The sequence below is a fragment of the Dyella sp. SYSU CM1112 genome, assembly GCF_058216415.1.
Genome location: NZ_JBZEGI010000012.1, coordinates 67,787 through 81,947 on the forward strand (window position 1 = coordinate 67,787; position 14,161 = coordinate 81,947).

At 57.7% G+C, this 14,161-nt stretch carries 11 protein-coding genes; 10 read left to right on the forward strand and 1 reads right to left on the reverse strand.

Annotated elements, in window-relative coordinates:
- Window positions 1-75 precede the first annotated feature (75 nt).
- The 4 genes from AC4HNJ_RS16325 (at window position 76) to AC4HNJ_RS16340 (ending at window position 5,040) form a co-directional block, all read left to right on the forward strand.
- Window positions 76-984 carry a LysR family transcriptional regulator gene (locus AC4HNJ_RS16325; RefSeq protein WP_490480658.1) on the forward strand — a complete coding sequence of 303 codons (909 nt, stop codon included), beginning with the start codon at window positions 76-78 and terminating at the stop codon, window positions 982-984.
- Window positions 985-1,277: 293 nt separating this feature from the next.
- Window positions 1,278-2,072, forward strand: coding sequence for an SDR family NAD(P)-dependent oxidoreductase (locus AC4HNJ_RS16330; protein WP_490480659.1), 795 nt, complete (start codon window positions 1,278-1,280; stop codon window positions 2,070-2,072).
- Window positions 2,073-2,254: 182 nt separating this feature from the next.
- Window positions 2,255-2,716: a (2Fe-2S)-binding protein gene (locus AC4HNJ_RS16335; protein WP_490480660.1), complete on the forward strand. Its 462-nt coding sequence runs from the start codon at window positions 2,255-2,257 to the stop codon at window positions 2,714-2,716.
- On the forward strand, window positions 2,713-5,040 hold the full coding sequence (locus tag AC4HNJ_RS16340; RefSeq protein WP_490480661.1) for a xanthine dehydrogenase family protein molybdopterin-binding subunit: 2,328 nt from the start codon (window positions 2,713-2,715) through the stop codon (window positions 5,038-5,040). Before AC4HNJ_RS16335 ends, AC4HNJ_RS16340 begins: the two co-directional genes overlap by 4 nt.
- Before the next feature lie 65 nt (window positions 5,041-5,105).
- Here AC4HNJ_RS16340 and AC4HNJ_RS16345 read toward each other — a convergent pair whose 3' ends face one another.
- Window positions 5,106-6,029, reverse strand: coding sequence for a LysM peptidoglycan-binding domain-containing protein (locus AC4HNJ_RS16345; RefSeq protein WP_490480662.1), 924 nt, complete (start codon window positions 6,027-6,029; stop codon window positions 5,106-5,108).
- Between the two features lie 622 nt (window positions 6,030-6,651).
- Here AC4HNJ_RS16345 and AC4HNJ_RS16350 point away from each other — a divergent pair.
- From AC4HNJ_RS16350 to AC4HNJ_RS16375, 6 genes are read left to right on the forward strand one after another with little or no spacing between them, the layout of a single operon-like run.
- Window positions 6,652-7,824, forward strand: a complete 1,173-nt coding sequence (locus AC4HNJ_RS16350; RefSeq protein ID WP_490480663.1) for an undecaprenyl/decaprenyl-phosphate alpha-N-acetylglucosaminyl 1-phosphate transferase — start codon at window positions 6,652-6,654, stop codon at window positions 7,822-7,824.
- Between the two features lie 23 nt (window positions 7,825-7,847).
- Entirely contained in the window at window positions 7,848-8,759 is a 912-nt protein-coding gene (locus AC4HNJ_RS16355; protein WP_490480664.1) for a glycosyltransferase family 2 protein, read from the forward strand.
- A gap of 17 nt (window positions 8,760-8,776) precedes the next feature.
- Window positions 8,777-9,832 carry an EpsG family protein gene (locus AC4HNJ_RS16360; RefSeq protein ID WP_490480665.1) on the forward strand — a complete coding sequence of 352 codons (1,056 nt, stop codon included), beginning with the start codon at window positions 8,777-8,779 and terminating at the stop codon, window positions 9,830-9,832.
- Window positions 9,829-11,322 carry an asparagine synthase-related protein gene (locus AC4HNJ_RS16365; RefSeq protein WP_490480666.1) on the forward strand — a complete coding sequence of 498 codons (1,494 nt, stop codon included), beginning with the start codon at window positions 9,829-9,831 and terminating at the stop codon, window positions 11,320-11,322. The genes AC4HNJ_RS16360 and AC4HNJ_RS16365 overlap by 4 nt, the downstream gene beginning before the upstream one ends.
- Entirely contained in the window at window positions 11,319-12,998 is a 1,680-nt protein-coding gene (locus AC4HNJ_RS16370) for an asparagine synthase-related protein (RefSeq protein ID WP_490480667.1), read from the forward strand. The genes AC4HNJ_RS16365 and AC4HNJ_RS16370 overlap by 4 nt, the downstream gene beginning before the upstream one ends.
- On the forward strand, window positions 12,995-14,131 hold the full coding sequence (locus tag AC4HNJ_RS16375; RefSeq protein WP_490480668.1) for a right-handed parallel beta-helix repeat-containing protein: 1,137 nt from the start codon (window positions 12,995-12,997) through the stop codon (window positions 14,129-14,131). Before AC4HNJ_RS16370 ends, AC4HNJ_RS16375 begins: the two co-directional genes overlap by 4 nt.
- The last annotated feature ends 30 nt before the right edge of the window (window positions 14,132-14,161 follow it).

The window sequence follows — 14,161 nt, forward strand, 5'->3', positions numbered from 1 at the left end:
TTTCCATTCAATTGCAATGGATAAATCCTGATAAATTGGCAACACAATTCATCTCTACTGAATAATGGTCGTGCCATGGACCGTTTTGACGCCCTCCAGCTTTTCGCCCGCATCGTGGAGACCGGCAGCTTCAGCCGTGCCGCCGACATGTTGGACATGCCTCGTGCCACGGCTACCTACACCATCCAGCAACTGGAAACGCGGCTCAGCACCCGGCTGCTTGAACGAACTACGCGACAAGTGCGGCCCACGCTGGATGGGCGGGCGTTCTATGAGCGTTGCGTGCATATCCTCAGCGAACTGGACGATGCGGAATCCTCGCTCCGAAACGTCGCATCGAACCCGCGCGGTGTCTTGCGCCTCGATATGCATGGCACCCACGCTACGCGCATCGTCCTGCCGAACCTGGCCGACTTTCATCGCCGCTACCCTGGTATCGAGTTAGTCATCAGCAGCGGCGATCGCCTGGTGGACTTGGTGCGCGAAGGAGTCGACTGCGTCATCCGCGCGGGCCATCCGCGGGATTCGATGCTTGTAGCAAGGCAGCTGGCCTTCATGCCGCAGGTAATTTGCGCTAGCCCCGCCTACATCGAGCACTTCGGCACGCCGCAACACCCGGATGAATTGTCGGCCCATCACGCAGTGAAATTCTTCTCCAGTAGCGGCGCCATCGACTATCCCTTCGAACTGGTCGTCGACGGCGAAGTCCGCGAGTACGCCGTGGGCGGCTGGGTCGCGGTCAACGATGCGGAAAACTATGTGATAAGTGCATTACAGGGATACGGCCTTATTCAGCTGCCACGTTTCCACGTCGAAGATGCCTTACACGACGGTCGGCTGATTGAGGTATTGGCGCAGTGGCCCAGTCCCGATCTCCCGTTATCGGCCTTATATCCTTATCGGCGCCAACTTTCGCCGCGCGTGCGCGTATTTGTGGATTGGTTGAGCCATCTGTACGAAAAGCAATTCGGACCATTGCGCTAAGGCCTGTTTACACTGCTGGCGTGGCTCGCGCTGGAAGCTGTTTGCGCGCCAGACAAGGAAGAGCGAAGGCGTGTACGTCGGTACACGACTGAGCGATGAAGCGGCATGGCGTGCAAACAGACCCTAACGATCCCAGCGGCACCTGCAGCTCAACGCCATGGCATGACAAGGGGCGGTAAAGGGAGCAGAACGTTTTCAGGCATTTTTTCCGTAGGATCAGCCATTGCCCCCAGGGCCACGCTCAACCAGTTTGAGCCACAGCGTTCATCCATTCATGTCACATTGAGGCTTCCATGCAAATCGACCTTAAAAATCGCCGCGCCATCGTTACGGGCTCAACCGCAGGCATCGGTCTTGCCATTGCAACAGGCCTTGCTGAAGCGGGGGCACATGTCGTCATCACCGGCCGCACGCAAGAACGCGTAGATGCAGCGCTCACCACCATCCGCAAGCAGATACCGGGAGCAAGCTTGAGCGGCATAGCGGGTGATCTCGGCGCACGCGAAGGAATCGAGCAACTGATCAGGCAAGAACCCGATACCGACATCCTGGTCAACAATCTGGGAATCTTCGAGCCCAAGCCTTTCTTTGATATTCCAGACGAAGACTGGCAGCGCTTCTTCGAAGTCAATGTCATGAGCGGCGTGCGCTTGTCGCGGCACTATGCATCAGGCATGGCCAAGCGCGGCTGGGGGCGCATCCAATTCATTTCCAGCGAGTCAGGCATACAGATTCCGGTAGAGATGGTTCAATACGGCATGACCAAGACCGCGCAGCTCGCCGTGTCGCGTGGCCTTGCCGAAACGCTGGCCGGAACAGGCGTCACCGTCAATGCCGTATTGCCCGGACCGACACGTTCCGAAGGCGTCAGCGATTTCTTCGGCAAGATCGCCGCTGACAAGGGCCTCTCCCAGGGAGAAGTCGAGCGCGACTTCATCGCCACGCACCGTCCCACGTCGCTGATCAAACGCCTCGCCACGGTGGAAGAAGTAGCCAATCTATGCGTGTATCTGGCCTCGGAGCAAGCGTCGGCAACTACCGGAGCGGCGGTGCGAGTAGACGGTGGCGTCGTGCGATCGATTATCTAACCATTGCTCGCCGACCACAGGAGTAACGGCGCTTCGCCTGAATCATTCGAGGATTGGGCAACAAGCCGGTAAATTACGGTATTCAGCCTGCAAAGCGAGATGGCTATCGTGCTTGCCGTCCCCTGCTCCCCAATACATTAGCCAAGTACCCTGCTTTTTTTGCTTGTTTGACGAGGTTTGCCATGATCACGTTACACGTCAATGGACGCGAACATCAGTTCGACGGCCCACCGGATATGCCCCTGCTGTGGTATTTGCGCGATACGTTGGGCCATACCGGCACCAAATTTGGCTGTGGCATGGCCTTGTGCGGCGCATGCACCGTGCATCTGGATGGCACGGCGGTGCGCTCCTGCGTTACGCCGGTCGTGGCGGCGGCCGGCAAACAGGTGACTACGATTGAAGGCTTGTCACCGGACGGCAGCCATCCGGTTCAACGCGCATGGATGACGCTTAACGTGGCTCAATGCGGCTATTGCCAGCCGGGGCAGATCATGCAGGCTGCGTCATTGTTGAAAAGCAATCCTCGCCCTAGCGATGCCGACATCGATGCCGCCATGTCCGGCAATATTTGCCGGTGCGGCACGTATACCCGTATTCGCGCCGCCATCAAGCTCGCTGCCGGCGAAGGTGGCGTGGCATGAAAAACGATACGCTACAGATCTGCAACGAAAGTCGTCGCGCCTTTGTACTCGGCTTTGGCGCAGGCAGTTTGTTGCTGGCGTTCGGCCTGCCATCACTGGCACGCGCCACAGCCAGGCCAGCCACCGATTCCCGTAGTACCCGCAAATATGGAGGCGCTGGCATGGAGCACGGTCTCCGTGATGATCCCCATTTATTCGTTGAGATCGCGCCGGACGGCACCGTAACCGTGGTTTGCATACGCTCTGAAATGGGCCAGGGCGTGCGCACCAGCGTAGCCATGGTCATTGCCGACGAGTTGGGTGCCGACTGGGCACGCGTGAAGGTTCGTCAGGCCCCAGGCGATGAGGAACGTTACGGCAATCAAAATACGGATGGGTCGCGCAGTCTGCGTCAAAGCTTTGCTGCGCTGCGCCGCGCCGGCGCGGCTGCACGCCTGATGTTGGAGCAAGCCGCTGCTGCGCAATGGGATGTGGATATAAGCCAAGTGAAAGCAGGCATCCACGACGTTGTGGATAGCAAGAGCGGACGTAAGCTCGGCTTCGGCGAGCTTGCAACAAAAGCCGCCGCCCTGCCCGCGCCGGATCCGAATACCTTGGCATTGAAAACGCCCGCGGAATTCCGCTTCATCGGCAAGGGTAAGACTCCGTTGATCGACGGTCACGATATCGTGACCGGTCACGCCCACTACGGCATCGACACCCGGCTGGATGGCATGCTGTATGCCGTCGTCGCACGCCCCCCGGTGTATGGCGACCATGTTGCTTCGTTCGACGGCAAGGCTGCTGAAAAAATAGCCGGCGTTGTGAAAGTGCTACCTCTTGATGCCACTCCGCCGCCATCCGGGTTTCAGCCGCTGGGCGGCATTGCAGTCGTGGCAGAAAACAGTTGGACCGCCATCAAGGCACGCGAGCAACTGAACATTCAGTGGGCCAGCGGACCGAATGCAAGCTACGACTCCGTGGCCTACCGTGCACAGTTGGAAGCTGCCAACCGCAAACCAGGCAAACTCATACGCAACGACGGCAACATCGAGCAAGCCTTGAATCATGCCGCCAAGCGCGTCAATGCTGATTACTACATCCCGCACCTTGCACACGCCACCATGGAGCCTCCATCCGCCGTAACCCATGTTGTCGGTGACCGATGCGAAGTGTGGGCCTGTACGCAGGCTCCCCAGGTCACCCGTGATGAACTGGCCAAAGCATTGGGACTGCCGGAAGCGAATGTCACCGTGAATGTCACGCTGCTCGGTGGCGGATTCGGGCGCAAATCCAAACCGGACTACGTGGTGGAAGCAGCCTTGCTTTCCAAAGCCATGGGCAAGCCGGTCAAGCTGCTCTGGACGCGCGAGGACGACATCATCAACGATTACTTCCATGCCGTCTCATCCGAACACTTCGAGGCAGCGCTTGATGGCTCCGGCAAGGTCACCGGCTGGCTGCATCGAACCGCAGCACCTTCTATCCAATCGACCTTCCAGGCAGGGATCGAACACGAAGCGGTCGGCGAATTGAACCAGGGCATTATCGACCTGCCTTTCGCCATTCCCAATATCCGTGTTGAAAACCCAGAGGCCGAGGCACATACGCGTATTGGTTGGTTTCGTTCCGTCTACAACATTCCGCATGCCTTCGGCATTCAAAGTTTCGTGGCGGAATTGGCACATGCAGCCGGGCGCGACCACCGCGACTTCTTGCTGGAATTGATTGGCCCTGACCGCAAATTCCAACCCGTTACTCAGGTCAGCTTCGTCAATTACGGTGAAGATCCGGATCTTTATCCGGTCGACACCGGGCGCATGAAACGTGTCATTGAGGCGGTAACGGCAGGCGCGCAATGGGGGCGCAAGCTGCCCCAGGGACGCGGCCAAGGCCTCGCCGCACATCGCAGCTTCGTCAGCTACACCGCGGCGGTTTGCGAAGTCGACGTCTCACCCGACGGCAAACTGACGATTCCGCGGGTCGACATTGCCATCGATTGCGGTCCGCAGGTTAATCCGGAGCGCGTGCGTTCACAGATGGAAGGTGCCGTCATCATGGGCATCGGTCTTGCCTTGCATGGTGAGATCAGCTTCAAGAACGGGCGCGCCCAGCAATCCAACTTCAATGACTTCCTGGTGCTGCGCATGAATGAAGCACCACGGGAAATTCATGTGCATATGGTTGCACCCGACGACTACTCGGTGCCGCTCAGCGGCGTAGGCGAACCTGGATTGCCACCCATTGCACCCGCTCTCACCAATGCCATTTTCGCGGCAACCGGTCAGCGCATCCGCAGTCTTCCCATTCGCCAACAATTGGCCAAGGCGAAACAGGTTGCCTGAGCAAACCATGGCATGGCCGCCCGCATGGCGGCCATGCCATGAAGTTCGCCGCAGAGATGCCGCTTTCAATATTGCTTCATGTGCTGCTGCAGTTCCAATGCATGAAGCCGGTAGATCACTGCCGGCTCATAGCCCGGATCGACAGCCAGGACACGGTTCCAAAGTGCAATCGCCTGATCGGGTTGTTGATCCAGATACAGCACCATGGCCTGCTGGTGCTGATTCGTGATCCAGGTCTGGCGCAGTGTGGCGAAAGCGGGATCGCGGGATGTGAGCTGGGGGTTGAGCAACAAGGCCTGGTCAAGCATGGCAAGCGCCTGCTGCTCATGGCCTTGTCGATAGAGTTCAAGGCTCCGTATTTTTAATTGCTCCGCCCGCTGTTCCGGCGATCCGGTCAGCGGTGTCGATCGTGATACGTTCGCCGCCAGCTTGATCGGAGCACCGACTCCAGCAGATCGTGCCGGCATGGGTACGGGAAGCAGTGATGCCTCAGCCGGTACCATCGATACGGAAACCTTGGCTTGCGTGGCTGTCGCTGCGTCGAGGGCAGCGCTGCGCGATACAGGTATCTGTATGGTAGAGCCTGCTCGTATCAGGGAAGGATTATTCGATCCGTTGTAACGCGCAAGCACCACGAATAGATTCTGATCGCCGAGATACTGTGCCGCGAGCGTGCTGTAAGAGTCGCCCGACTGCACCATGTGAGGACTGGAGGTTGCTCCAAGCGCGGATTTAGGATCCTCGGTCAATTGACGAAGAAACATCTGCGCCTCCTGATTATCAGGATGGACATGCACGTAGCGCTGCAACGCCTTTTCACCCTCCGCGTAATGCCCATTCTGCAATTCCCGATTGACGATCGTCGCCAGCGACGCAACGGTATCGGCATTTACACGGCCGTCGTATCTGCGGTCAGCCTGAATAGTGCGACGTGATTCATCGCCATGCGCGGCCGGCTCGACAAAGACCCTTGTACATCCTGCCAGCATGAGGGCGGAACATCCGATAGCCAGCGCAACCCTCCATGACCGTAGTGAGGATCTGAGCACTTCAAACATCTTGCGCACCTCCCGCCAGTCATCCATTGCCCTGACTTTCCCCAACCGTGTCGCTGACGATGCCAACCAGACGCGATGTTGCAGCGATTCGAGTCATGAAAACGTCATCACGACGAGCATGATGAAGGCTCGACGCATGATCGCACTTTTGTTTCGTTACAAAAAAACGAATGCACAATGATGAACACATCATGATGCTTCGTTCGCCGATGCACCCGATCATCACAAAAGCCACGCAATAGTTGATTCGTCATTTCATGGATGAGTCCGTCCGCAGATGCATGGTTTCGATGGATCACGAATCACGCGAAAGTTTGCCGACAGCGCTACTTCACTCGACGACGACGTTCACTCGCTTCTCACTGAATGACCGAATTCCGCTATCACATTATTGAATGAAAATATGCGACACGAAGCATGTTTTTTAACGCCACATACACCGCACGACACCTAGCATCGCTCACCAGGCATCACACCTGTTGTTGATGCTCGCGAGGGAATCAGGGGTGATCCGTCGCGCTACATGTGCACGTCGTGTAGTCCGGGAGAACCCATGCAATATCGCCTGCTAATTTCATGTGTCATGGCCGTGTTGTCTTCTGCAGCAGCGATGATCCTTCTATATCACCATGCAGAGTCGATCGGTCTGGTCGACCGTCCTAGCGATCGAAAACGTCACGTTGGAAACATCCCCCTGATCGGGGGCTTGTCGGCTTTCTTCGGCGTCATCGTCAGCGTGTGTTTCGACGGTCAATCGCACATCTTTACCAATGCCCTGCTCGGCACGGGCGCCGTGCTCGCATTAACCGGTGCCATCGACGATCGATTTGATCTCAGCGTTCGCCTTCGCCTGCTGATCCAGGCTGCATCCGTATTGACAATGATCTCCATCACCGGCGTGTACGTTCATACCCTTGGCCATTTGTTCGGCCATCGCCTTGAGCTTGGCGCCTTCGGTGTACCGCTGACCCTGGTGGCCGTTATCGGCCTTCTAAATGCCTTCAACATGATGGATGGCATCGATGGACTGGCCGGCATGCTGACCCTTGTGAGCATTGGCGCGATCAGCGTATTTCAAGGTTTCTCGCACTGGCAAAGCATCATTCTTCTACTGCTCCTGGGTGCGGCACTGCTGCCGGACCTGGCGGCAAACCTCGACCTCATCGGCCGCAAGGTGTTTCTCGGTGACGCCGGCAGCGTGATGATTGGCTACTTTCTGGCTTGGACACTCATTCAACTCAGCCAGGCACCGCATCCGCATCTCTCAACGATCGACGTCTTGTGGTGCGTTGCGCTACCGGTGCTCGACACGCTTGCCGTGATGGTCAGGCGGATCCGCGAAGGCAAATCGCCCTTCAAGCCTGACCGCGGACATATTCATCATATTTTGATGGAAGCCGGTTTCAGTGCACACACCACCTTGGTGGTGCTCGTCGGTGTGGCCATGACCTTTGTCTTCATCGGTACCTGGACGAACAAGCTTGCACCTGGCAGCAACCTGCTTACCTTCATCGCGCTTGCCGCGATCTACATAGCACTGGTCGGTCGCGTCTATCGTGCACAAAAGGTTCGCCGCGCCATGAGTGCGACGGGAATGCCGGTGTTGAAGCCATTCGTGCGTAGACATCCGATGTTTGCACAGCTGCAAGCACCCTCGCTGGGCACGCCCTACAAGCATGGTAATGACGAGCTTTCCAACGACGCCATGGAGTCTTCGGACCAATGATATCTGACGGGTTGAAGGGTGCCATGGATACAACCAATCAAACTCATACAGCCCTTACAAACCACGTGACCGTGTCGGTCCATGAAAGCGACCATGCGTTTGTCGCGGACGTTGCTCCTGTCAGCGTGGTTGTCCCTTGCTACCGCTGCGCGGACACGATCGCTGCTGCCATAGCGTCGGTAGCGAACCAGGCTGTGCGTCCGGCTGAAGTACTGTTGGTAGACGATGGCAGCGGCGATGGAACGCTTGGCGTCTTGAAGGAACTGGCCCGCGCGTATCCGAAAGGCTGGATCAAGCTCATTGCACTTCCCCACAACCAGGGACCTTCCGCTGCGCGCAATAGCGGGTGGGAGCATGCACGCCAGCCGTGGATTGCTTTCCTCGACGCGGATGACAGCTGGCATCCGCAAAAGCTGAAGTTGCAGATGGAAGCGCTTGCTGGAGATTCCCAGATTGCGCTGATTGCGCACGAGATGAACGTGCAACCGAGATGGTCTCCCTCTCCCGCCTTGCGCTACCCCCTTCGATTGCGGGTTTTCCCGCGCCACTTGTTGATGCTGCGCAGCCCGTTTCCCACCGCTTCGATCATGCTGCGCAAAGATCTGCCCTTCCGCTTCGACGAGCAACGCAGGCGGGCGGAAGACTTTCTGCTATGGGCGCAGATTCTGCTCTCCGGCTACCGCTGCGCCAAAATCAACCAGATCCTGGCGTCCTGGCATAAGCCGCCTTTTGGCGCCAGTGGGCTCAGCGGCGATCTCGCCGCCATGTACGAGGCCGCCATGGACGTAAGAAAAACGCTTCACCGGCAGGGCCTCCTCAGCGGATGGCAACTCCACATTGCGAACGCGTTCAGTGTGGCGCGCTATATGCGGCGACGCTTTATCACTTACAAACGACATCGCGGCGGACTGTTCCTCGCCAGACGAAACGCCTAAACGATGCGGAGCATCCCGTGAACTCAACCACGCCATACATCGAATATTCCGGCGCCTCAAACATTACATCGAACGCGCGTGCCTTGCTCAGCTTGATGCTGATCGTCATGGCATGTGTCTTTGTCGATATGGTGGTAGGCACGCGGGGCGTCAATGTCGGAACGGATACCTATGTCTATGCTTCCTTTTTTCATGAACTGCATGGCGGCTATGTCAGGACGCGATTCGAACCGGGATTTCTTATCATCTCGCGGTTGCTGAGCGCGACAGGCATCAGCATCGATGGCTATCAATCGGCATTATGCGCAATCCTGCTTGTCGTAGCGGTGATCGCGAGTCGTCATTACTTCACGTACCTGGGAAGCGAACGCGGCTTTCTGACCTTTCTCATCGCTTGCCTGATGTTCCTGCTGATCTCGCCGATGTTCGTAAACGCATCGATCAATGCGGTACGGCAAGGGCTTGCGGCACTTCCGGTGTTTACCGCCCTGATGGCGTTCCATCGGCGCCAATGGCGTACGTTCATTTTCTATGGCGCACTTGCCACCAGTTTTCACTACTCGTCGCTGCTGTACATCGCCTTTGCTCCGCTGCTGCTGCTTCCTCTGAAATGGCTTCGGGTTATTGCGGCGCTTGCGTTCGTGGCTTATTGCACCGGGCTGACGATGATCGTGGTGCGATCGGCCGCCCCCTTTATCTATAACGCCGTCATGGACTACAGGCTTGGGGCCGAATATCGATCCGGTGTCCGCATCGATTTCGCCGTTTTCTCGATCTTTTGGTATCTGCTGCCGTTTTTGCTTGCGCGCATGGTGCGAACCCCCTTCGCCACCCGCATCAAGGACAGCACGGCGGTATACCTCGTGATGCTGCTTCCTTTCTTCCTGGTCGGATGGGGCAATTTCTCAAATCGCTATCTACTGTCGGTGTATCTGGCAGCGTCATTGATGGTCGCGGCTATTTTCTTTCACAACCGCCTTTTGATATTTCGCAATCCGATTCTTCTCCGCGGCGGACTGCTCGTTGCATGCGCAGTCTTCTACTACTACGTCAACAATCAGGTGATTGTATGAGTGCGTCGCTCAGCGAGTGCCAGGAAGCGCCTTTGGACGCCGTCAAGAGAATTCAGATTGACACGTGTCCGAATAGAGGGGAAGTCGACTTTTCACCACTCGACGGGTACGACCTTGGCCCATCGCCGCTGGACCTGGTTTCGATTGCCGATATTTTGCGGAATGCATTTGTCTATCCGCCCCACACCATCTACCGGGATGTGAAGATCGCCGCAACGGGCTTCGACCCGAACCAGGACATGCACGACGATCCACCTTTTCATTTCGCCTTCCAATCTGCGCTGGCCCGGTCACGTCCGCCGGCGGAATCGGCGGATGATGAGGCCCTGTTGCACACCTATCACCGGCTGCTGAGCGAGGCAGTGTCCCGCTCCACTGCAGGCATTCAACATCCTTGGCTTCTGCAAAGCGGCGGCAAGGATTCGACGTCGATGGCTATCGCGGTGTCCGATGCACGTCCGGACACCACCTGCATCACTTATCTCGGTGGCTATGAGGAGAACGAAGTTGCCTCGGCGCGCTTCGTGGCGCACCACCTCGGCCTTCGTCACGAGGCACTAGTTTGCGATCCGGGGCGGGCTTACGACCGTTATCTCGCTATCGTCCGACGCATTCCCCTGCTGACAGCGGATTTCGCCGCGCTGTCGTATGTGGATCTCGCCACCGAGGTCGGATTGCATCAGGGCGACGGCATCATCGACGCACTCGGCTCAGATCAGTATTTCGGCGTACCGTTGCATCGCCAGGATCGCATCCTGGCGATGCTGGCGCGCGGACTGCGCCTCCCCCCGGATCTGTTCACCTCCCGCCTGATCCGTCAAAGCTTCAAGTTGTGCTTTGCGCTGGCTACGATGCAAATGAATGAGTTCGAGCGCTATTTCCCTGGCTCGCGATTCAGCGATACAGAAGTCGATGCGTTGTTCGGCTGGAATATTTCCGGCTGCTCCCGTCAACGGATGAAGACCTTCGAAGCCGATGTGTCGGCTGCCGCTTCCGCTGAGGCGATCCGGCGCATTTCATTGGTCGTCGGTGAGTCGGCTCACTTGGCCAAGGGCATGTATGCCGCCCGGGCGATGTCGATGCGGTTGGCTTATCCCTACTGTGATGAGCGCTTCCGTGATTGGGTTTTCAATGACGTTCCGGATGATCGCCTGATCGGACCCGATGGCCTGAACAAAGTCCTGATGCGTCAATACATCGCCAAGCGTTTCCACCATCTGCCCTATGTCAAAGCCAAGGGCTGCTTCCGCTTCGATCTGCGCGGCCTGGCGCGGCAGCGATTCGACCAAGTGTATGCGTTCGCCGTGCAGACCCAGGCTTTGCTGCCTGGCGCCGCCCCATGGCTGGAGGCACATCGCAGCCGACTGGACAACAAGTACTTCGCATCCAAATTCTACTTGCTTGCCATGGTACTTCCATGGCTGGTGAGCCACATGCACGCGGGAGCGCCCCAGAGAGGCGTCGCGCGTGTGGAAGGTGTCATCTCATGAGCGACAACCTGCGCTTCCGTTTCGGCCCTATCTCAGCCAACAGGCGCGTCAACGTCAGTTTTCGCGCCAAGCCACGTCTTCTCAAAATCCGGGCGGCATTGCCGCGCGCGCCCTTGCTGCGCCGTAAAAAACTCTTTGGCCGACTTCGTCGACATTTATTTTCACGTCCCTCCCCTGGCAACCCTATGACACCCGCCATGCTGCCAAAACAAGTAGACAATACGGCTGTGCGATCGCGTATTCAGGTCGCCATATCGCCCTACCAGGACAAGATCGATTTTTCGGCCATCGAAAAGCTTGAGCATCATGAAGCAAGCCTTGATCCGATCTCAGTGGCCGATCTTCTCCGCAACAGTTTTGTTTATCCGCCCCACTCCATTTATCGGAACGTAAAGATCGCATCGTCCGGCTTCGATCCACGACAGGACATGCATGCGAATCCGCGTTTCCACTTTGCGTACCAGTCCGCCCTGGCGCCTTCGCGTCCACCCGCAGACGCCGAAGATGACGAAGCACTTCTTCGAACCTATCACCGGCTGCTTTGTGATGCCGTAGCGCGCTCGACGACGGACATGCGCTCCCCCTGGTTGCTGCAGAGTGGCGGAAAGGATTCCACTTCCATGGCAATTGCCGTGGCGGACGCACGTCCGGACACCACATGCCTCACCTACCTGGGCGGCAATGAAGAGAATGAAATCGCATCGGCACGCTTTGTGGCCAAGAAGCTCGGCTTGCGGCATGAGGCACTGGTCTGTGATCCGGGGCGGGCTTACGACCGCTACCTCGCCCTAGTTCCTCGGATGCCACTGCTTACCGCTGATTTTGCGGCGCTCTCCTACGCCGATCTGGCAACACAAGTAAGCCTGCACCACGGTGACGGCATCATTGATGCGCTTGGCTCGGATCAATACTTCGGTACGCCCCTGCACGGCAAGGAACGCGCACTGGCCTTCCTGGCACGCGGCGTCCATTTTCCCCAACGTATATTCCAGTCACGGCTCATCAGTCGCAGCTTCAGGCTTTGCTTTGCGCTCGCAACGTTGCAAATGGACGAATTCGAGCGCTATTTCCCGGGCTCTCGCTTCAGCGACGACGAGGTAGATACGCTATTTGGCTGGAGCGTCGCCGAGTATTCGCGGCAGCGTATGAGTACGTTCCACGCCGACATCGTCGCCGCGCAATCAGCCGAAGCGGTACGTCGTATGTCGGTCGTGATTGCCGAATCGGCAGCCATGGCAAAAGGCATGTATACCACCCGCGCGTTGGCGCTTCGCCTGGTCTATCCCTATTGCGATGAACGTTTCCGCGACTGGATTTTCAATGACGTCCCTGATGATCGCCTGATCAGCGCCGGAGGCGTCAACAAAGTTTTGATGCGCCGATACATTGCTCGGCACTTCGAACAACTTCCCTACGTCGTATCCAAGGGCTCGTTCCGCTTCAACCTATGCGGGCTCGCCCAGCAGCGCTTTGATCAAGTGCATGCTTTTGCCACGCAGACCCAGGCGTTATTGCCCGGCGCTCCGCGCTGGCTGGAAGAACATCGCGACCGGCTCGAAAACAAGTATTTTGCGTCCAAGTTTTATCTATTGGCGATAACACTGCCCTGGCTTTTAAGCCGCATGCGTAGCCCCACGAAGCCCTCGCGGTCGCCGGAACAAAGGCAGCTGTCATGAAGCATAGAATCGTCATCGATTGCGCTTCGCTGAAACGCCGGGACTTCCTCCGGCAGTCTGTTTGGCTTGGCTTGGCCCCTTTGCTGTTTTCCGGCGCTATCGTTGAGCGGGTTGCCGCCGCAACATCGAGCAGTAGCACGGTCGTGATCAATGTTCGCGACAAGGGGGCCAAAGGCGATGGTGTGCATGACGATACTTCAGCCATCCAGGCCGCCATCGATGCCTTACCCGCCAGCGGCGGGACCGTCATGGTGCCGCCCGGCAATTACCTGATAGATGCATCGCGAGCCATCAGCCTTCGCTCGAACATGCTGCTGCAGATGGCGCCCACTGCCCAGCTCACCGCGATGGCGAACAACCTGCCTCGTTCGCATGTGATCAAGGTGTGGAAAGTAAACAACGTGCGCATCGTTGGTGGCCGCATTGTGGGCGAACGCGAGGGTCACCTCGGCACTACGGGTGAATGGGGCTACGGGCTCAACATCGAAGCATCAAACCATGTCAGCGTTTCCGACATGCATATTTCCGACTGCTGGGGCGATGGCATCTGGGTGGGTGCGATAGGACCCGACGGGCATGCAATACCGGCCACGAATGTAACGATCAATCGCGTGGTATCGACCAACAATCGCCGTCAGGGCATGTCAATCGGCCCTGTCGATGGGGTCACCGTGATGAACAGCACCTTTAGCAATACGCATGGCACCAAGCCGGAGGCGGGCATCGACATCGAACCGCAGGCGCAAGGCATGGCTCGCAATATCACAATCAGTCACTGCACGATCACCGGCAATCAGGGAACCGGTCTCGAGTCCCACTACAACGTCGAAAACGTGATCATCAAGAATTGCACCATTCAGGGCAATAACGGCTACGGTGTCCTGACGGTCGATCCACAGCAAGTCACCATTTCCGACAATGTCATCCGTGCCAACGGACTGGTCGGCGTAACCATCGGCGGCAAGACGATGCACGTCCAGATCACCGGAAATACGCTAGCTGGCAATAGCGCCCGATATGTGCGGCGCCTCGCGTCGGCGCTGTCCGGACACACCACCTCGCAAAGCGCCGAACTGCGTATCGATAAAACCACCAGCGACGTCAAGGCCTCCGGCAACACGTTCTCGCAGTAGCACGACGAAAACTCCCCACTACGGTTCGTC